Consider the following 20,164-nt stretch of genomic DNA (forward strand, 5'->3'; position numbering starts at 1 on the left):
GCGCGCCGCACGCCGCAATCCGGGTATGCCGCGCGTCACAGGTCGAGCACGAGTTCGTCCGATCGCGAACGCGAGCAGCACGGCAGGAACTGGTCGTTGCACGCGCGCTCGGCGTCGGTCAGATACAGATCGCGATGCTCGGGCTGTCCGGCCAGCACGCGCGTCAAACAGGTCCCGCACACGCCCTGTTCACACGACGTCGCGACGTGCACGCCCTGCGCGGCCAACGCCTGCACCACCGTTTGCGCGGCGCCCACCTGCACCACCCGGCCGCTGCGCGCGAGCCGCACACTGAACGCACGGTCGCTCGCGGTATCGGCAACGGGCGCGCCGAAGTACTCGCGATGCAGTTCGCGGTCCGGCCAACCCGCCTGCTTCGCGGTCACGAGCGCATGCTCCATGAAGCCCGCGGGACCGCACACGTACAGATGCCAACCCGGGCGATAGCGGCGCATGACGCGCTCGAAGTCGAGCCGCGCGTCGGCCGGCGCGTCGTCGAAATAGAGCGTGCAGCGGCCTTGCAGCAGCGGCTCGGCGAGCCGGTCGAGAAAGGCCGCGCGCTCGCGTTCGCGCACGCAGTAATGCAGCTCGAACGAACCGCCGGCGCACGCGAGCCGCTCGGCCATGCACAACAGCGGCGTGATGCCGATGCCGCCCGCGAGCAGCACCGAATGCCGCGCATCGCGCGCAAGCGGAAAGTCGTTACGCGGCCCCTCGACGTGCAAGCTGTCACCCACTTGCAGCGCATGCATCGCGCGCGAACCGCCGCGCGATCCGTCAGCATGCTGCACTGCGATCACGTAAGCGTCGTCCTGTTCCGGACGCCCGCATAGCGAGTACTGGCGCACGAGGCCGGCCGGCAGATGCACGCTGATATGCGCGCCCGCCGTATAGGGCGGCAGCGGCTTGCCGTCGAGCGGCGCGAGTTCGAATACACGGATGCCGGCTGCGGCTTCTTCGATTCGTGCGATGCCTACTTTCATATGAGTTTTGAGTGTGAAGTCGTCAGGCGCTCTGGCTCACGCTCGCCACCGCGTGGCGGCGCGACAGCGTCACGCAAAGCATCAGCAGTACGCCGATTGCCGGCAGCAAAGCGACGGCGAAGAGGATCGTCTCGGGTTTCCAGCCATTGGCAAGCACCGCGCCCACCAGCATCGGCGAGCCGATCTTGCCGATCTGGCCGGCGGCGCCACCGAGGCCGAGCGCGGTGGAACGCACGCGAGTCGGAAAAATCAGCGCGAACTGCGCGAGCGGCGCGGACTGGCCGATTCCTCCCGTGAAGCCAATCACGAAGCCGCTTGGCAGCAGCACGCCGAAACGCGTGACTTCGAAAGCGACCACCACGGTGGTGACCGCGAGCAGCAGCAGCGACGGCAACAGCGATCGCGTCGGTCCGAAACGGCTCACGACATAACCCGCTACGCCGAGTCCGAGCATCGAGCCGATGTCGAGGCTCGCCAGCACGTACGACGTATGCACCACCGAAATGCCCGCCGTCTGCAGCAGCGGCGTGAGCCACACCGTCATGACCTTGATGGTCGCGTAGCTGAGCATCAGGATGCCGAGCAGCAGCACCGTGATACCCGTGCGCCCTTCGCTGAAAATCTCCCGCACCGGCACGCCGCCGCGCGCGGGCTTTTGTGCCGCGTCGGACCCGGCGTTCACACGCAGCGGCTCGACGTCGATCGCCTCGTTGGGATAGAGGCGCAGGAACACCGCGCGCAGCTTGTCCATCTTGCCGCGCGAGGCGAGGAAATGCGGCGACTCCGGCAGCCACGCGATGATCGCGAGCGCCGCGGCAATCGACAGCACGCCGCCGACCACATACACCGCGCGCCAGCCGTAATGCGCCAGCACGTAGCCGTTGATCATCGCGCCCACCGCCGCGCCGAGCGAATAGTTGGCGAACAGCAGCGCGACCGCGAGGCCTTTCGAGCGGCTGTGCACATATTCGGCGCCCAGCGCGAGCACGCATGGAAAGATGCCGCCGAGGCCCACGCCGCCGAGAAAACGCACGATCAGCAGTTGCGTGTAGTTGTTCACGGACGCCGTGCCGAGCGTGAGTGCGCCGATCAGCAGCGCCGCGACGATCACGAGCGGGCGGCGCCCGACCCGGTCGGCGAGATAGCCGAACACGAAGGTGCCGATCAGGCCGCCGAGTTGCAGCACCGAGAACACCACGCCGAAGCTCGCCAGCGGCACGTTCAGCGCATGCGCCATCGCCTTGGTGGCCACGCTGATCGACTGGGTGTCGAGCCCGTCGAGAAAGATCACTGATCCGCACAATACGAGAATCAGGCGCTGGCAGGCCGAGAGCGGCCGGCTGTCGATCAGCGAGGCGGCGGCGCCCGGCGAAGCGGTCGATTGCATGTTTGTCTCCGTAAAGCGGGCGCTTTGCGTCCCACCTGTTTTGTTTTTCAAGCGTAGTCCGCGCAACTCAGGCGACGGCGGCGGGGGCGGGTTCGTCGATGCGCGCTTCGGCTTCGATCATCGCCGCGAGCAGGCGCCGCGCGCGGATCGCGGCGGCGTCGGTCGCCAGCAGGATCGGCCGCATCGACAGCAGTTCGCGATCGCCCATGCGCGTCTGCACGCCTTCGATCATCGGTTTGTCCTGCTCGTGAAAGCCCATCTGTTGCCAGCGCGTCGTTTCATTGTCGGCCTCGGCGTCGTCGAGGCGATAGTTGCGCGAACTCGCGTAGAGATATTGCGTCGAGGCCGCGCCGATCGGCGTGACGATATGTGTGCCGATACGCACGAGGCCCGCTTCGCGCGGCTTGCCGACCGGCACGACGCCGGTCTCCAGCATGCAGCATCCCGGCGCGTGCCAGCGGATGTTCAGCCAGTACTCGACCGGCGTGTCCGGGTCGTCGAGAAACGGCCGGAACGATTGCGGCGCGCGCGTGGCCGGTATCGTGCGGCGGCTCTCCAGCGCGCTGCCTTCCTGCACCACGTCGTGTTTCGCCTTGAGGAAATCGTCGACCTGCTGATACGGCGCATGCAGATAGTTGACGTGCGAGAGGTCCATCAGGTTGTCGACGACCAGCTCGTAGTGCGCTTTTTGCGTCATCTGGTCGCCGACGGTCTTCAGTTGCGGCGACAGCAGGTGCGAGAAATCGGGGATCAGGCTCGGGTCGGCGCGCGACATCTCGCCCGCCCAGATCCAGATCAGCCCGTGCCGGTCCGCAGCGGGAAACGCGCGCACGCGTGCGGCGGGTGGAATGCGGCCGTCGCCGTGGGGATTCAGCGAGCACGCGCCGCTGCAATCGAATTGCAGGCCGTGATAACCGCACTCGACGCCGTCGCCGACGCGCTTGCCCATCGACAGCGGGGCAAAACGATGCGGGCACCGGTCGATCATCGCGACGGGCGAGCCGTCGTGCTTGCGATACAGCAGCAGCGGCTCGCCCAGCAGCTCGCGAGTGGCGAACCCGGACCCGATGTCACGGCTCCAGGCAGCCGCGTACCACGTGTTTTTCAGAAGCTTCATGACTCGTCTTTCCTCGGATAACGCTGGTATTGGGGATATACGCAGGTTATCGGGGGAAGACGGACAGAACAAACGCAATTATTTGCTGGCTGAGTCGCAAATTTTTGATGGCTGGCGCAGGGAGCGAAGGCGTCGACTCTTTGCAAGGCTGGTGGTTGGCGTCCTCCCCTCACCCTATTGGTTCGCGATGTCCGGCATGACTTGTCCCATCTCCATCGCCTGACTGGCTGGCACTTCCTGAATGCCGATGACAAGCTGGTCATCGGGCGCGCCCGTCGCGGTCTGAAACAGTTTCCAAAGACGCTGTATCAATTCCCGCTTGTATTCAGGTGGCCGCCCGGCGCGCATCAAAAGCGTCAGCGCGGCAGTTGCCTCGGGTTCTCCTGCGGTGAACCCGCTGCCCGGCGCATACTCCTGAAACACGACATGCACCCAATTTTTCGGCACACCCGCGTATTCGGAATGCAGGGTCGTCAGTTCCATCGCGAGCTTGGCCTTGGCGTCACCGCTGAGTGCGCCGTCCTGAGTAATCAAGGTATAGAGCGGCATGGGAGCGAATCCTCCATCGACGTTTCGCGGATCAGCCGACGTAGTTCTTCAGAATGCGCAGGTCGGTCACGGAGTACGCCATACCAAGTCGATAACCCCGGCCGACACGCAGCGGAGCAATCAGATGCATGTCCTCGCCATCGACTTCGGGAAGCTTCAGTTCTGCCGATCCGGTCCAGACATCCACGATCGCGAGATTGTCCGTGAGCGACATGGTCAGTTCGTCGACGGGTGGCTTGTCCTGACGGCCGGCCGCGAGTTGGGGAAAGTAGCGGCGCATCGTCGTCGGCCGATTGAACACGGTCGTCGGGTCGGCGACAGGTTCCTCGAGTTGGATACGGGCGGTTGCCAGCCGCTCTCCGTGCGCGGACACGCTGGCGCCGAAGCGACTTCCTTTGGCAAGCGGCGCAGCCGCCGCACTGGGAGCGGAGAAACTGCGAGTCTGATAGACACTGGCGAGTTTCTTCGGAAATCCCTGCGCCCATCCGCGGGCGATGGCGGCATCGTTGTCGACGAAGATGTATGGGCAGTAGTTGATCGGCAGACCCTCGAAGACTGCCTCGACCAGAACGAAGGCCTCACGGTATTGATACCGGGCAGGGTCCGTCACTTCGTCATTGGAGCCGGTGAACTGCCAGTCCAGAAACCAGAAGAAGGCGCGCCCTCCTGATTTCTCGTCCACCGTGACGCCTGGCGGCAGGAGCGCAGCGATTGCTTTCTGGTCGGCCCAGTATTCGATGGCGAGACAGTCGCTGGAATAGTGCCACGGCGGCAGCGTCGCCAGTGCGGACTTTCCTTGCGGAGTGATGGGAACTGAAAAAGCTTTAGGCATCTCGTTTCGTCCTGAATTGGCGCGACCCTAAGTCGCCGTACGTGGAATCGTGGCGTTGCTCCGAAACGCCGCGTATCACCTGACGCAGACGGTTCGAGGGCACAACTCGTGGCCACGATGCGATCCGCGGCAGCGCTCCAGCCAGCGTGCCGCGAGTGAGGCAATAGTGCCGCGGCTCGTCTGCTGACGCTGTCCAAATCGCACCACCGACTAGCGTATTTGCACGGTCTGTACGCCTCAAACCGCAAGCCAGTAGCACCTGCGCTTGCCTCACCCGGGCGCCGCAAGGAACTTCGCCCAACGAGCGAAGGTCGGGATCGTCAATCCATGTGACGGTCCGCTTGCTCTACCCTGCCATGAGCATAGTCAGCGTGCTGGAGAACGGCTATTACATGAACCTGTAGTCACCTGCGCCCTGCCTCCCTCGCGAGCCAGGCCGCGGGGCGTGCGCGAATGCCCGGCGCAAACTGCTACGCCGACTCCGGTGCTTATCGCGTTTTTTCATTCGCCATTAGCAAGACTTTCTTTACAGCCTTTTTACTTGCCGCTCGGTTTGAAGCACCCCTAAAATCTCCCGAACTTCAAATAAAGGAGTGGTGTCTTGCGTAATTGATGTCGTCGATTTTCTGGCAGTTTCGCTGTCTGACTTGCACGACGTCGTGCGCTCCTCTTTCAGCCGCCGTCTTGCCAGCCGGCAGACGGTGTGCGTCGTGGCAAATTTCTCCATGCACATTTGATAGCACCCATACGAATGCAGCGTTCGCGTGGCGCACCGTCACGAGCGTCAAGTTTTCCTGCGCTTTTTCGGCATTCACGAAAAGCCCCAATGCGAGCCTGCAAAGTCGGGGACTGCTAGCCGCGGAAACCAGACCGTACGATAAACGGCTCAGTACGAATATGACCAACAGCAAAATCGTTCAACTACTTCATGTACAGGACGACAACCGTGTCTTCGTGGATATGGCTGACAACGAAAGCAACCCGTGCCTGTCGTGCGGAGCGTGTTGCCAGCACTTCCGGGTGTCGATGTACATGGGTGAAATGGCGAGTTCGCCAGGCGGCACTGTACCGGATGAGCTCGTATCTGCTGTCAATCCAGTCATTGTCTGCATGAAGGGAACGGAGGCCGGATATGGTCGTTGCGTCGCTCTACGCGGGGTAGTCGGCAAGCCAGGCATCCGGTGCGAGATCTACCCTCTGCGGCCGTCGCCATGTCGCGAATATCGAGTATGGCTCGAGGATGGAACACCCAATCCCGATTGTCAGCGATTGCGAAAAAATATCGGACTACTGCCGCTGAAGCCGCGGCCCACTGTGCCAGGCGTCGCGCAGTGGTAAGTGGCGGACATGGCCTGCCGGTTCTCTACGAGAGCCAACGGGTCATTTTTGCGCGCCCGCGGCGCAGCACGACGCGTAGCGTTCACATTGCCGCGAGAGGTAGTACGATATTCAAGTCCTTTCTCCTCACGCCTTGCGTGATGCGTCGTTCCGCGCCGGCGTGACCTTTCCAGACATAGGAGAACGTATGCGTGTACTGATAGTCGGCGCAACCGGACTACTCGGCAAAGAGATCGTTCGCCTGCTTTCGCCCGAACACCAGATCATTGGCGCCAGCCGTACAGGCTCAGACCTGTCCGTCGACCTCGCAGACAAAGCATCCATCGTGTCCATGTATCAGCAACTCGGAACCGTGGATGCCGTGATTTGCGCCGCAGGTGCGGCGAAATTCGCGCCGCTTGAAGCGCTGACGGATGAAGATTTTTCGTTCAGTCTGGCCAACAAGCTGATGGGGCAGGTCAATCTCGTCCGATGCTCCATCGGCCATGTTACGCAAGGTGGATCCCTGACACTAACCAGCGGCATCCTGGCCCAATATCCGATGCAAGGCAGCCCCGCCGTGAGTATCGTGAATGCTGGGGTCGAGGCGTTCGGCAGGTCGGCCGCACTCGAACTGCAGGGCAAGACACGGGTCAATGTCGTCAGTCCGGGCTGGGTGTCCGAAACACTTGCCGCGATGGGCCAGGCCCGCTCTGCCGGCGTTCCCGCCGAGGCCGTGGCCCACGCGTACAAACGGAGTCTGGTCGAGGACTTCACGGGCCGGGTCATTCAGGTCGCGAAGTGGTAAGCGAGGGCGGCGACGTCAACACTGCTCGCGTGATGGGCCGGGTTGGTCTAAACAATCGACCCACTACAGTGCGCCTCACAACCTCTGCTAACCGCCCACATACCGCGCAGGAAGCACGGGCGCATCGGCAGGAATCCGCACGACCGCGGTGTTCAGCCACGCCTGCGGGGTGCCTTGCGAAACCGCATAGGCGCCGACGTAAGGCATCATGCAGGTCGTCTGATAGAGCTGTGGCGTCCAGCCTGAAGGCGCCAGAAAAATCGTCGTCGCACGCTTCTCGCTGTACGGACACGCACCGAACGTCGAAATATTCCACAGGGTCTGCTTGTACGTGTCGTAGTCGATGTTATGGCGTTGCGAACCGGCTTGCCATCCTTCGAGCTGGATAAACGTGTTGTAGCTGCCTGCGCTCGCGTACGGATCGTTGACCGTGCGTCCGGCGAGAAACGCCAGGATCAATGCGCAGTTTGCCGGCGCGAAGTTGCCGCTGACATCCAGATAGTACGTGCCGGTGATATTGGTCACGCTCGCGTAGTGCGAGTTGCCCATGTCGTGCCGGGTTGGCAGGCCAGCCGAAGTGAAGAACTGATCGAACGCGGTCATGGTCACGCCAGCCGGCAGATCGTCGTTCGCACTGACGGCGACGAAATGCGCGCCCGCCGCCAGCAAGTTGGTGAACGCGGTCACGCTCGCGCTATTCCAGTTCGTGCCGTCGCTGAATGGAAACGCACGATAGCCGCTGATGGCGAACACGGACGGATTGGTGCCCGCCTGCCAGGTGATTTGCGGCACCCACATGGTCAGCGGTCCGTTGCTCGCCGCACCGCTCATGTAACGCGCGAGCAATCCGATCAACGCCGCGTCCTGCGGCGGACAAGCCGCGTTGTTTCCTGAAATGCTGCCGCCCTCGAGCCACTGTCGCGCCCATTGCGCGGCGAAGCCTGTCATCTGGCCGCCGGTGAAATCCGCCGGCTCGATATAGCCATTCGGCGCACCGTTACCGTACGCCGTGGTGACGACGGCCGCATCGCGCGTCCCTTCGCCAAACATGCTGTTGACGAAATCCTGGCTGTTATTGCGCGCCGGCGTATCGAGCAGACCCAGCGGCACGACCCACGCGCGATTGTTGGCGTTGATGGCCCGGTACAGATTCAGATAAGCCACCGAGTCGTGCCCCGGAAACGTCGTTGCATTGGCGCCCGAGATATAACCGGTCGACGCATCCACGCTCACCGTCGTCGAACCCGCTCCAGACGGATGGTTGTATGACACGCCGAAATTCACGGCGCTGGCAGTCAGGCTGAAGCGGCCGGTGCAGCCGCCCGAGCGGTTGAGCGCGCTGGCCACCATCTTTTGTCCATAGCCGATCGCGCCCGGCTGCGCTTGCGGCACAGGCCCGTCACTGGCGGCCGCGCTGCCGAACTCGAGCGTCATTCCGGCAGCCCAGTTCGTAAGATTGATCGTCATCGATCGTTCCGACATGGCATCTCCTTGAGGGGCCGTGAGATTCATCACGCGGCGCAGTTGCTGCGCCGCGCCCCACCACCGCGTTCAATCATCGTGATCGACTTCACGCACTCTGGTTCTTCGACGACGCGCCGTAGACGCCCCACACCGTATAACCGGTGACGAGGAAATAGCCGCCCGCGATATACGCGGCGATTGCCGCCTGCGAGGTCGCCTGCTGCTTGAGCGTGTCGACCGCGCCGTTGATCACGCTCGAGACCCGCACGATCGCCTTGTCCGAGGCGCTGACGGCGGTCGACGCCGGCCCGGCATTGGCCGCTTTCACGCCGCTGAACGCACCCGAGAGCGCTCCCGTGCCGAAGCCCTGCGCCGAGCTGAGCAGCAACTGTCCGACCGTCACCTTCTGGCCGGTGACGGCGTCGGTGAGCAGGGTCGAGACGTCCTTGCCAATCATGCCGGCCGTCGCCTTCGTCAATGCACGGAACGCGACGCTTGCCGTGGCGCTCATTCCCTGCGACAAACCCAGCGTGGCCGGCATCGTGGCAAGCCCGCCGATACCGCCGCTCGCAAAGCCGGTCAGCGCGCCCGTGCCCATGGCCTCGAAAAAGCCCTTGGCCGTGAAGTCCCGGCCGTGCTGGACGTCGTACTGCAGGCCGCTCGTGCCGGCGCCGCTGATCGCGCTGGTGGTCGCGCTCCACAACACCGAGGTGGCGTTCTGCGCGACGACCTGCGCGGTCGTGAGCGGCGCGGCCGCCTCGACGCTGGCACTCGCGCCGGCCGCGACCTCGGTCGCTCCCGCCGCCGCCCCTTCGACTGCGACCTCGCCCGCTGCGGCGCCCGCGGCCGCACCGGCCGCTTCACCGCCCACGGCCACCGCGCCGGCTGCGGCCTCACCGCCGAGTGCCGCCCCCGCCAGCGCACCGTCGGCCGCCGCGGCCGCCGGCGCGGCGGCGCCGAACGTCACGAAGCTCAGTGCGATGCCGGCCGCGATCACCGCAACCATCGCCGCGCCGATGCCGATCTGCGCCCAGAGCGAAATGTTGCCGCTCGGGTCGACCATGTTCAGCGGGTTATTGCTCGCGAACACATAAGGGCTCGCAAATTGCCGCGCCGGATCGGGCGTGACGAAGCGCAGCAGCGCCGGGTCGTAGAGCCGCGCGCCGAAGTCGTACAAACCGAGCGTCGCGTCCCACGGCTTGCCCGCGTACTGGAACAGCCAGTTCGGCGCGCCGCTGCCCGCTTCGCTCAGCAACCCGCCGAAAGGCAGATAGTCGAAACTCGCAACCAGTGCGCCGGCCGTGTCGGTCACGGCCCATACCGTGTTCTGATGATCGGTGACCGGATACTTCAGCGCGCCATCGTGCACGGCGGCGAGCCCATTGGCCCCCCAGATGCAGATTTGCGGCGTGCCGTCGTTCCAGATCACGAGCGGCGTATTGCCCGCGCCCTGGAAACTGATCTGCAACGCACTGCCCTGCTGACGCACCACACGCTGATTGTTCAGGCCGCGCGCGTAGCGAACCACGTTCGAGCCATTCGTCACGGCGGCGATCGTGCCGAGCGCGGCGTCGTATTCCATGCTCAGGCCGCGCCACTGATCGGGTTTGCCGTCGTTGCGATAGTGGAACGTGACGCCGTCGCCGTTTGCGAGGGTGGCGGTGTCGAGCCGGTCGGTGCCCGCGCTAAAACTCGCCGACAAGGTCGCGCCGTCCTGCGTGGCCTTCCAGATGTTGCCGTTCGCGTCGTACTCGGTCACGGCCTGATTGCCGCGGCCGCCGTTGGCGACGACGGCAGTGTTGAAGCGTTGCTGGCCGTCGTACGTGTACGCGACCGAACGCGTGTCGCTCAGCGCGCTGAAATCGAAGGCAGTGTCACGGCTGGCGATCTGCGAGTCGGGCGTATACGTGTAGTCCTGGCTGAACACCGTCTTCGTGCCGACGCTCGCCTGGTGCGTGAGGATGCTGCCCGGCGAGTCGTAGCCCCACACGTCGGCGAGTGCGCCGCGTATTGCCGTTTGCAACTGGCCGTCGGCGGTCCATGTATAGCTTGCGATCGCGGCCGGCGTGCCGGGCACGCCGATAGAAGTGATTTGCCCCTGATCGTCGTACGTGTAGACGATGCTCGGCAATGGACTCCCCGCCGGCAGATCGATCTGCGTGATCTCGTTCAGCGCGTTGTAGTGGTAAGTCGCGCTGGCCGAGAGTTGCGCGGCGCCGGATACATCGAGACGCGTCGTCACGACACGGCCCAAGGCGTCGTAGATCCATTGTTCGTCGACGGTGCAGTCGCCGAGACCGCGCGCGGATGCCGGCGCCGGATTGCAGGTAACCGCACGCGTGAGCTTGCCGAGCGCGTTCGGATCCGTGCCGTCGCCGTCGTAGCTGTAGACACGCGCCGCGGTTGCGCCATCGCTCGCACTGGGCCACGCGAGGTTGTCCACTTCCGCGGCGAGTTTCGCGGCGTCCCATGCGCCGGCTACGACGCCCTCCTCGACGATGCGGCCGAGCGCGTCGTAGCGGGTATAGAGGAAGTACTGCTCATTGCCGTCGAGCGGCACCTGAACGAAGCGCGACTGGCCCTTCCCGTCGAACAGATACGACGTGTTGCCGGTGTCCGGATCGCTGTAGACGGTTGGCTGGCCTAACGGGTTCTGCAACGTGGTCCGCACGAATGCGGCCGGGTCGGACTGCGGCCCGTTCGTGAACGCATTCGGCAATTTCATCGTGCCGAGGATCCCGGCCGTGCCGGCCGCCGCGTCATAGCTCGGGCTCACCGTGGTTTGCCCGGCGTTGCTGCCGTCGGTGGCGAGTTGCACGGTGGCCACCGCGCGATTGGCCGTATCGACGAACTGCCGTCCCTGATAACCGCCCGGTGTGGTGGTGAGCGTCGCGAAATACTGGCCGGCCTGCACCGGGTCGTTCGCGGCGCTTGCCGTATAGACGGTGCGCGTCGTTTCGCGCTCGGCGGGGCTCGTGGTGTTGACGTCGTGAATCGACAGTTGCAGCCCAGGCTTGCCGCTTTCCACGATGCGGCCAAGCGCCGAGCCGCCGTAGCGCAGTCCGTTATACGGATAGTTCTGGTCGTTCGAACGCTTGACCGGCCCGTCGGATTGGCCGGCGTAGTACGCCGCGACGTCGCCTTCCATCTCGCAAGTATTTTGCAGCGCGGCGAGAAACGCCGGCACGTCGACGAAGCTCGAGCGGTATTGCAGCGGCGCGAACGCCGCCCCGCTGCCGAACGTGCCGGGCGCAATGCGCGTCAGGGCGAGCTGCCGGTCGAGCGCGTCATAGACGACTTCCATCACGCGGCTGTCCGTCCCCTGCAACTGATGCACCTGGCGCTGGCGCGCGGCGCCGTCGGTATAAGACTGGCCGATCCGCGGATTGGCGCCCGCCATCAGATTGACGATCTGCAATGCGTTCGGGCCGGTGGAGAACGTCAGGCCTTGCGACGGCGTCGCAGTGCTCGCATGACTGAACAACAACTGGCCGTTGCCGAAGAACAGCACGGCCCCCGGCACCATGGCGAGCAGCCATTGGGTCGCCAGATGCGACGGGGTCGCCAGCGGGGCCTGCACGGGCGTGCCGCCCGCCCCGCTCCATTGCCAGCCGGATCCCGGGGTCCAGCCGATCTGCTCGCCGTCGCCGAACTGGAACGCTATCGTGCCGTTGCCCAGCGTCGCCGGCGGCACCATCTCGACGAAAAACGCGACGGCCGGTGTGGCGCTCGCGGCGCCTTGCCAGACCAGCGAGTCGGCGGCGTTGCTGGTCTTGTTCAGCACGCCGTCCGCGGTGCTCCACAGACCCGGATTGCCGGGCTGCCAGCGAGTGCGCCACTGCGCGCCGTCGAGGAAGGTTTCCGCGTGGCCACCGTCGGCCATGTGCAGCGTCAGTTCGGCGTTCGGACTGGCGTTGTCGAACGCATCGTCCGACGCGCCCTGGCGCGACAGGAAGCGCACGTCCAGTTCCTGCAGTTGACCGTCGCCGCCGACCGCCCCCAGCGGCCGGTTGTACGCGTCATAGAGCGTGAAGCTGACGTTGCCGCCGGCGTTCATCGTCGCGCGCAACAGGCGCGTGTCCGCGTGCCAGCTTTGAACCGTGACGTCGGTGCCGAACGGCGCGAACAGCACACTGTCCACCAGCACATTGCCGCTGCCGACATTGGCAAGGCGCAGCGCGATGCTGTTGGTGCCGGCAGCCAGCGCGACCGACGCGCTCAGATACTGCCATTGCCCTCGCGTGTCGACGAACGCGACGTGACTCTTCTGTGATCCACAGTCGATGTCGATGCCCGAGCCGTCGGCGTCGTAGCCCGCGGGCGTCTGATAACGCACGGCCAGCAGATAGGCCGTGCGCCCTGCCGCCGACGCGACCGTCACGCTTGCGCTCGCGCCTTTGGGTACGCTCAGGCTGCGGGTGCCGAGCCACGCGTTCGCCGTGTCGAAGGTCGTGCCCGTGAGTGTCCAGCCGCTCGCGTCTTCGTAGGACTGGAAACCGTTCCAGGCGCATTCGGCGAGCGCCGCGGCCTTGAACGTTGCGACCGGCAAGCCGAGTGAGGTGCCAAACAGCGTTGCGCATAACGTCCCGGCGCCATCCGCCTGTTGCAACACCGAACCGTTGGCCGCGCGCACCAGGTTGCGCGTCGTGCATTGCCAGTCGGCGGGCGTTTCGCCCGGCGCATACGTCGAAAATGGAAACGCGGCGGGTCCCCCGGTCCAACTGAAGTCGGCTTCTTCGGCGGGCGTCAGCACGTCGTCGCCCCATAGCGTCGGCCAGCTGCTCAGCGCAGTGACGGCCGACGATGTCGTTACGCCGGCGTTGGTCGACGTTTGCGCCACCAGGCTGCTGACATCGCTCAGCACGCGGCTGGCCGCGTTGACTTCGCACGCATACACGTTGGTCTGCACATCGGTTTCGAGTTCGCCGGCACCGTTCATCGTGGTGCGGGTGACGCTCGCCGGCTGGCCCGTGTAGGTGTACGGCAACCCTTGCGGTGCGTACGCGGTCGTCTGCCCCGCGGCGACGCCGTCGGTCACCGAGTTCTGCGCGGTCTGCAGGACGTACGCGCCATAAAGCTGAACCGGCGCGGCATGCGTATCGGCCGGGTCGCCCGCGCGCATCACATACGCATTCCATTCGTTCTCGACGCTGGTCAGGGTAGCGCCTGATGCATCGCAGGTCACGACGCTGTGCAGCAAGCCGTCGAGCATGTTGTAGTAATCGTCGGGCGCGACCAGCTGGTTGCCGTTCAGGTAGCAACTCGTCACCGAACCATTCACCGGATTCGCGCTGCTGCCGCCCGGGTACACGATGCTCTCGAAATATTTGACGACCTCGCCGCTCGCATCGCACGCGGCGCTCGCGGTGTTCTGCGCATAGCAGGTGGTCGAGCTTTCCGACAGGCCGTCGTCGATCGTGATGCTGGCGACGGGCCAATCCTCGATCGGCCCCTGGATCGCGTCGCCCGCATAGCGGTGCAGATCGACGCTGGTGGCGCTGTCGAGATCGCTCGCGGTGTCCGGGTACGTGAAGAACGCCGAGGCTCCGCCCGGATACATGCCCTGCCCCGGCAAATCGTGTTCCTGCGCCGTCCACATCTGCTGGCCGCCGAGCAGTTGGGCGGAGCCGGCCACCCCGCCATTGCGCAGCACCAGCGCCGACGAAGCCGTCGCATGCCCGCTCGGATTCTGCGTGTCATACGCCGCACAGGCGATAAACGCGGGACCTTCGTTGATCACCGACGCCGCGTTCAACTGATAGCGGTTGCTCGTTCCGGCGGCCTGGTTGATCAGCGTCTGGATGTCGCCGATGCTCTGCGTCACCGCATGCGACCAGTTGGTCGCCACGCCGCGGAAAAATAGCTGCGTGCCGACGCTCAGATAATCCGGGTTGCCGCCGCTCGCCCAGTTCGCGGTGCTCTGGTTGCTCGGCGGGACGCTCAAACCGGTGATCGCGGTCGCCGTGTCGGTCCAGGTCGCGCTGGTGCTGTTCGCGTCGTAGCCGACCAGTTGTGCTTTCGGCGAACCGTTGCCGACGAGAATCAGCGTGCCGTAGTCCGGTCCATACGCGTAACGCTGCTCACCGACTATCACGCCGCCTTGCGGCTTCAGGTTGCTGTTCGCGAGCCACGCGTCGCCGTCGAAGCGGATCAGGTTGCCGCCCACCGCGACCATCGCGTTGCCGATGCTGGCGGGCGCCCAACTGGTTGGATACGCGTTGTCGAATTTGTCGATGAAGGAGAACTTCGCCGGCGCGGCAAAGCGGTAGGCGCTGTTCCATTGCAGCACGAACACGTCGTAGCCCTGCTGACCGCTCGACGCACCGCCCGAGGTCAGATGCGAGACCGCCAGCAGCGACACGTCCGAACTCAGCGCAACCGTCGTCGTATTGCTCAGCGAAAAGCCGAGCGTCGCGCTGCCGCCCTGCTGCCACGTGCCCGTCGGGCTCAGATACGACAGCGTGACCTGTGACTTCATATCCAGCGTGGTGAAGTACTCGCGGCCGGCTGTGAACCACGTATAGGAGGCCGTCTGCTGCGTCGTATGCGACCAGCGTTGGGTCGGCCAGTTCCACGTGAACAGGTCATAGGCGCCCTGATTGGCCGAGGTGCTCATCTGCGGCACGAGCACGAAGTTCTGTCCGGCCAGTGTCGAGACGCGGCCGTTGGCAATCGGCCAGTGCCAGGTCGGGCTGTTGCACCCGCCGCTGCCGCCGCCGGCAATCACTGCCGCGTCCCACTGGGCCCGGCGCGCCGGATCCTTGCGGAACAGGTGCAAATTGGTGTTGCTACTCGTGTTGTACGTAATCGCAACGAAGTCTGCGGCGGCCAGCACGGCGACCGTCGACAGATCCGTGCCGCCGTTGCCGTCCACCAGCAGCGGGTTGGATGGGTCCGCCTGCCAGCTGTTCCACTGCCCGTTCCAGGTGAGGATCTGCAACGACAACTGCTGCGTCGCGCTGTTGTTCCATACCGCGACCGCGTAGTCGGGGCCGAACCACACGCGCGGCATCGACTGCTGCGGCATGGGCGCCGGCGCGGACAGCGTCAGCGCGCGCTCGCAGATCGGCAGCTCGACCTGGTCATACGCATAGCTGGCGCTGCCGCCGGTCGGATAGACGACGCGGCGCAACGCGCCGAGGTTGGTGGGCTCGCCGATGTCGAGGTTGTATTCATAGCCATAGCCCGGCAGATTCTCTTCGGCTGGATTGAACAGCGCGAAGCCGGTGAGCAACCGCTTGCAGGTGTCGCCCGATGTGCCGGCAACGTTGGCCACCGCCTGCGCGCCCGGGTTCGACGGGCTCGGGTCGTAGATGAACGCCAGCGAAAACAGCGTCGAGCCGTCGGTATGCGTGACCGCGATCCCGCTCAGGAACTGCGTCTCGTAACGGTCCTGGAAGCCATTGGGTGTGATGTCCGGCACCGTCTTGTGCGGGTCCGCATATTCGCGCGGACTCTCCGGTGTCGCATTGCTCCACAGTTTCGGCTGATAGGTGAAGCTTGCAGTGCGGCCGAACACGTCGGTGATACTCGTCAGATAGCAGGCCTTGGTGTACGGCTTGCCGCCCACGCCGACCTGCTGTTCCGCACCGTGCGTAAGCAATCCGCTGCCGTCGCGATCGAAGCCGTTGTAGCCGTACGAGACGAATTCGCCGAAGCGGCTATAGGCGCGCTGCAAATGCCACGCGCTCGCGTATTGCTGCTGCTTGCCGGTTACGGCGCTGTTGCCCTGCCACAGCGCGAGACCGTTGTCGTCGGTCCATTGCACGGCCCATTCAATGCTGTTGCCGGCGCTGACGTTGCAGCCCTGCGCGGTTTGCGCGACGCCGCCGCCGAACGACATCGTCTGCCCCGTTTCATTGGTCACGGCCCAACGCTCGTAACGCGAGTAGTACAGCACCTTCCAGAATTTGTAGTTGACCAGTTGGTACGACTCGCCACCGTCGCTGGCATCGAGTGTTTGCTGATTCAGTTGCAGCACGAATTGCTGCTGGAGTGCATCGTCGTCGATCCGCCATGGGCTCGCGCTGCCCGCGATCTTCGCGCTCGCCGAGAGCGGCAAGCCGCGCTGCACGAACTCGCTGCGCACGGCGGGCGGCACCGCCTGACCGTCGACCAGCGATCCCGCCAGCGCGCCGTCCATTCCGAACAGCGACGGATTGGCGGGCTCGCGGATCAGTTGGCTCGACACGCCCGCCATGTTGATCGAGTAGGTCGCAGCGCCTGGTGTCGGCGCGCCGCCGGTGTCGAGCGTGATCGCCGACACCGGCAATTGCCAGCCCATGCCCAGCACGCCCGTCGGACGGTCGCGGTTCCACGTCATCGCCTGCTGGTGGATGTTGCTCTCGTACTGGATCGACAGATCGATCTGCAGGCCGTCGTTGCCGGTACGCCCGGGCATCGAAAACAGTGCCTGCGTGAGGTTCACGTCGCCGCGAAACAGGTTGACGCTGCTCTTGAGCACGCCCACCGTGCTGGCATCCATCTGGAAAGTACGAATGCTGGGAATCGAGGAATCAGACATGACGGCCGGCTCCGGAAAGAACGCGCGCACGCGACCGCCCGCGGCCAATGCGGGCGGCGTGAACGCGCAGGTGTAAGGAGGCGCACGCGCGTGCGCCGTTGCGTGTTGCGGCGAGTTGCCTGGTAGCTGACTCAGGTACCGACGATGAAACCGCTGACGTTACTCACGCCGTCGTCCTGCACATGGCCGGAGTTGTCGACCAGCTTCGCCGCGCCGGTCACCGTGACGTCACTGCCGCTCACGCTCTGCACCGACAGACTCACTGAGAACGTTTTCACGTGATGGTCCGAGTTGTCGCGGTACTGCACCTTGTAGCTGCTCAGGAACGGCGTGTAGTGGGCGTACGGCTTGCCGAACGTGATTTTCTGCGTGTTGTTCTGCAACGTGTTGGTGCCGCGCACGAAGTTGCCGAGCGACGGGTCGCAGTTCGCCACGAGTCCCGAATCCACGGTGCCCGATACGTTCCCATGGCCAGTGTCGTCGTACATATAGACCGTGCCGTTGATCGATGCGGTGTTCCCGCTCAAGGTCGTGCCGACAGCCGCGCATGCCGTCTCCATATGGTGATCGGTGCCGCCATACGACAGGTAGTAACCGGCTAGCGCGGCCTGCAGCACGTTCGGATCGGTGCCGGGAATCGTGATCGGCGAACTCGTCCCGCCGTTGACGATGCCGGCGACATTGCCGAGCTTCAGATTGGAATCGTCGACGCCGACCCACGCGAGCGCCACCACATTGACGTAGGACGCGTTGGGATCGAGGTTATTGCCACTGGCGTCGACCATTGTCGCGTGCGCCGTAATGGAAAGCGACGACCCCGACTGGTTGACGCTCAGTGAGACCGATATCGTCTGCACGTGATGGTCCGTGTTGCCATAGCTCAACGAAAAAGCCGAGATGCCGACCATGCGTTGCGTAATCTGGTCGGTGAAGTTGAAGGTGCTGGTGGCACCGGGTTTGATCTGGGCACTCTGAATCTGCAGCGGCATGATATTGCTCCCGAGTTTGAATACGCGCGGACAAAGCCAGTCCCTGCCATGGCGATTTATGCGCCTTGGCTTAACCAGCCATTTTTAATAAAAAAGGAACCCCTTTCAGTAAAAGACTGAAATAAAATCCTACGTACTTTATTTAAAAATTTAACATTCCCGTTAAATCAGAATCCAGAATACAAAACGTCTCCCAGACTCCGGAGAAGGGAATCGGATTACCTGATTTTGAAGAGCGAAGGCGCAGACCGCACCCTCGCGTACGAACGGGAATGCCCGTCCCGCGGGCCTGATGACCCCGGTATTTCGATGGCCTCCTACAGAACCTCGGCACTATGAGCGGCCGATAGCCAGGTTGCGTCTAAATTGCTGTTATGCGACTCAGTATGGTTGATGGCAACAGGAAATTCAATGTTCAGACCAATTCCGCAAGGCATTGCCATCAAAAAAAAGCGTTTCACTCAGGCGCTGGTTCGGCGGGTAAGGAAAATCACATTCCCAATTGAAAGAGAGATAATTTCAGTCGATTAGGGCAGGTTCGACGTTTGGCTATCGGGCTTCAATGCAAAGCGGATGAACCGGGCGCGTTATGCCCGGATTGTGCTCGCGTTGTGCTCCGGTTTTGACGAGTGCGAGCCCGCGCTGAGTAAGCTGAAAGCCTTTCATCGGGGCGGATATGTAGGACAATATGGTCCGGTCAGCAGCGCACTCCGCACTCTGTCTTCCAACACGGCACACAGATTGGGCGGTTAGCGACGCCGATATACCCATAAGACAGAACACCAACCAAACGGGCCAGAATGGACAGCTTGCTTATTGGGCCGGCGACACGCAAACAGGTCGTTTTTGCAGGTACATTCGCGTCGCTTGTTCTGCTCACGTTTGTGATCGCGGGTCCGCGCGCGCACCAGGCGCTGCCCGCAATCACGTCCTTCATGCCCATGTGCGCACTCACGGTGTTCACCATGTCGGGCATCGCCGCGTTCCTTCTCGGCGCCCGCTTTGCCGTGACGCAACAACCCATGATCGGCGCGCTCGGCGGCGCATACGCATTCACGGCGATTACCGTCGCTTTGCAACTGCTGATGTTCCCTGGCGTTTTCACCCGCACGGGCCTCTTCGGCGCCGGCCCTCACAGTGCGGTGTGGATGTGGGTTTTCTGGCACGCAGGGTTTCCGCTGCTCGTCATCGTGGCAGCGCTCATTCGCGACCGCTTCCCGGGCAAGTCGATCGAACTGCCTCATAGTGACGTCTGGACCTGGGCGTTGATCGGTGTTCCAACCGCGCTTGCCGCCGCGCTAGGCGTCTTCGCCATTTACGCGAATCTGTCGGCGCCGTTTCATATGCCGCCCGAAACGGGCGCGCTTTCAGGCGGCCGAACCGCGGTCGTCATCTGCTCGCTCGACGTTCTGGCGATCGTCGTCGTTTTGTTCAAAGGGCGACTGCGGACGGTGCTCGATCTGTGGATCACCATCGCTCTGCTGGCGTCGTTCGTGGACGCCAGCCTGAATCTGCTGAGCATCGTTCAGTTCACGCTCGGCTGGTACGTCGCACGGGTCTTCAGCATGCTTGCTCCCGGCGTCCTGGTGTGCGTGCTGGTCTGGGAAGTCACCGTGCTCTATCGCAAACTGTCCGAGGCGCACACGTATCTGTTGCATACGTCCATACGCGACAGCCTGACCCGCGTTTATAACCGTAGCTATTTTGACGACCAGTTTCGCAGGGAGTTCGAGCGTGCGACGCGCAACCGTCAGCCGCTCTCGCTCGTCATGGTCGATGTCGACAATTTCAAAGACTACAACGACGCCTTTGGGCATCTTCGGGGCGATGCCTGCCTTGGCGCGATTGCGAGCGCGCTGGCAGGAACAGCGCGCCGACCGGGCGATTTCGTCGCCCGTTACGGCGGTGAAGAGTTCGCGCTCGTGTTGCCCGACACCGGATTGAACGAGGCATCGACGATTGCCGAGCAGGCCCGGCGCGCAGTCATGGATCTTGGATTGACAGCGCCGATACTTGCCGGTCAGGTCACCATCAGCGCCGGGTGCGCGACGATCGACCCAAACACGCCGAGCACTCCCAACGCACTCATTCACGCAGCGGACGCCGCGCTCTACGACGCAAAACGTGCAGGACGTAATCGGGTTCAGTCCGTCACGCCGCTGCCGTGAAGTGCGACTGATTCTGTATCAGCGCA

At 63.9% G+C, this 20,164-nt stretch carries 12 protein-coding genes; 3 read left to right on the forward strand and 9 right to left on the reverse strand.

Annotation, left to right across the window (positions count from 1 at the left end; translation table 11 throughout):
- Positions 1-35 precede the first annotated feature (35 nt).
- From PQR42_RS33360 to PQR42_RS33385, 6 genes are all read right to left on the reverse strand, one after another.
- A complete protein-coding gene (locus tag PQR42_RS33360; protein WP_408389428.1) occupies positions 36-983 on the reverse strand; it encodes a PDR/VanB family oxidoreductase in 948 nt (315 codons plus the stop codon).
- 22 nt (positions 984-1,005) lie between these two features.
- On the reverse strand, positions 1,006-2,370 hold the full coding sequence (locus PQR42_RS33365; RefSeq protein ID WP_408389426.1) for an MFS transporter: 1,365 nt from the start codon (positions 2,368-2,370) through the stop codon (positions 1,006-1,008).
- A 67-nt stretch (positions 2,371-2,437) separates the two neighbouring features.
- A complete protein-coding gene (locus tag PQR42_RS33370) occupies positions 2,438-3,487 on the reverse strand; it encodes a Rieske 2Fe-2S domain-containing protein (RefSeq protein ID WP_408389424.1) in 1,050 nt (349 codons plus the stop codon).
- Positions 3,488-3,661: 174 nt separating this feature from the next.
- Positions 3,662-4,036 carry a tautomerase family protein gene (locus PQR42_RS33375; RefSeq protein WP_408389422.1) on the reverse strand — a complete coding sequence of 125 codons (375 nt, stop codon included), beginning with the start codon at positions 4,034-4,036 and terminating at the stop codon, positions 3,662-3,664.
- A gap of 31 nt (positions 4,037-4,067) precedes the next feature.
- Entirely contained in the window at positions 4,068-4,868 is an 801-nt protein-coding gene (locus tag PQR42_RS33380) for an acetoacetate decarboxylase family protein (protein WP_408389420.1), read from the reverse strand.
- 581 nt (positions 4,869-5,449) lie between these two features.
- Complete coding sequence (locus PQR42_RS33385) at positions 5,450-5,683, reverse strand: hypothetical protein (protein WP_408389418.1); 234 nt, start codon at positions 5,681-5,683, stop codon at positions 5,450-5,452.
- Between the two features lie 82 nt (positions 5,684-5,765).
- Here PQR42_RS33385 and PQR42_RS33390 point away from each other — a divergent pair, with 82 nt between their 5' ends.
- Both PQR42_RS33390 and PQR42_RS33395 read left to right on the forward strand, forming a co-directional pair.
- On the forward strand, positions 5,766-6,206 hold the full coding sequence (locus tag PQR42_RS33390; protein WP_408219351.1) for a YkgJ family cysteine cluster protein: 441 nt from the start codon (positions 5,766-5,768) through the stop codon (positions 6,204-6,206).
- 187 nt (positions 6,207-6,393) lie between these two features.
- Positions 6,394-6,993: a short chain dehydrogenase gene (locus PQR42_RS33395; protein WP_408389416.1), complete on the forward strand. Its 600-nt coding sequence runs from the start codon at positions 6,394-6,396 to the stop codon at positions 6,991-6,993.
- An 87-nt stretch (positions 6,994-7,080) separates the two neighbouring features.
- Here PQR42_RS33395 and PQR42_RS33400 read toward each other — a convergent pair whose 3' ends face one another.
- The 3 genes from PQR42_RS33400 to PQR42_RS33410 all read right to left on the reverse strand — a co-directional run bounded on the left by PQR42_RS33400 (position 7,081) and on the right by PQR42_RS33410 (position 17,970).
- Positions 7,081-8,475: a hypothetical protein gene (locus tag PQR42_RS33400; protein WP_408494743.1), complete on the reverse strand. Its 1,395-nt coding sequence runs from the start codon at positions 8,473-8,475 to the stop codon at positions 7,081-7,083.
- Positions 8,476-8,563: 88 nt separating this feature from the next.
- Positions 8,564-16,981: an RHS repeat domain-containing protein gene (locus PQR42_RS33405; RefSeq protein WP_408389412.1), complete on the reverse strand. Its 8,418-nt coding sequence runs from the start codon at positions 16,979-16,981 to the stop codon at positions 8,564-8,566.
- Between the two features lie 131 nt (positions 16,982-17,112).
- The gene (locus PQR42_RS33410; RefSeq protein ID WP_408219362.1) at positions 17,113-17,970 is read right to left on the reverse strand and encodes a hypothetical protein; all 858 of its coding nucleotides are present in this window, start codon (positions 17,968-17,970) and stop codon (positions 17,113-17,115) included.
- A gap of 800 nt (positions 17,971-18,770) precedes the next feature.
- On the opposite strand from PQR42_RS33410, the gene PQR42_RS33415 reads away from it, so the two are divergent.
- The gene (locus tag PQR42_RS33415; protein ID WP_408389410.1) at positions 18,771-20,138 is read left to right on the forward strand and encodes a sensor domain-containing diguanylate cyclase; all 1,368 of its coding nucleotides are present in this window, start codon (positions 18,771-18,773) and stop codon (positions 20,136-20,138) included.
- The last annotated feature ends 26 nt before the right edge of the window (positions 20,139-20,164 follow it).

Origin of the sequence: Paraburkholderia sediminicola (genome assembly GCF_046027355.1) — a bacterium.
GTDB classification, from domain to species: Bacteria; Pseudomonadota; Gammaproteobacteria; order Burkholderiales; family Burkholderiaceae; genus Paraburkholderia; species Paraburkholderia sediminicola_B.